1 protein-coding gene is annotated in these 263 nt (G+C 62.0%); it reads left to right on the forward strand.

All coding sequences use genetic code 11. The features are described from left to right. Positions 1-263 (forward strand): outer membrane protein assembly factor BamC (gene bamC / locus O4G76_RS20805; RefSeq protein WP_269399015.1); only part of this gene is annotated, 263 nt, incomplete at both ends.

Raw genomic sequence — 263 nt, forward strand, 5'->3', positions numbered from 1 at the left:
GGATGACAGCTACGACCGCGCATGGCGCCGTGTCGGCCTGGTGCTGGAACACAACGGCTTGGCCATTACCGACCGTGACCGCACGCTGGGTGCCTACTTCGTGAAGCCAGGCAGCGATGACGTGCAAAAAGCCAACGCGCAAAGCAGCGGTGGTCTGTTCTCCAAGCTGGCTTTCTGGAAAGACAGCAAGCCGGGTGACCAGGCCAGCGTGCCAAACCTGCGCGTACAGCTGACCCGCCAGGGCGAACAGCAAGTACGTGTAG

The organism is Limimaricola sp. G21655-S1 (assembly GCF_027213785.1).
In the GTDB taxonomy this organism is placed as follows: domain Bacteria; phylum Pseudomonadota; class Alphaproteobacteria; order Rhodobacterales; family Rhodobacteraceae; genus Limimaricola.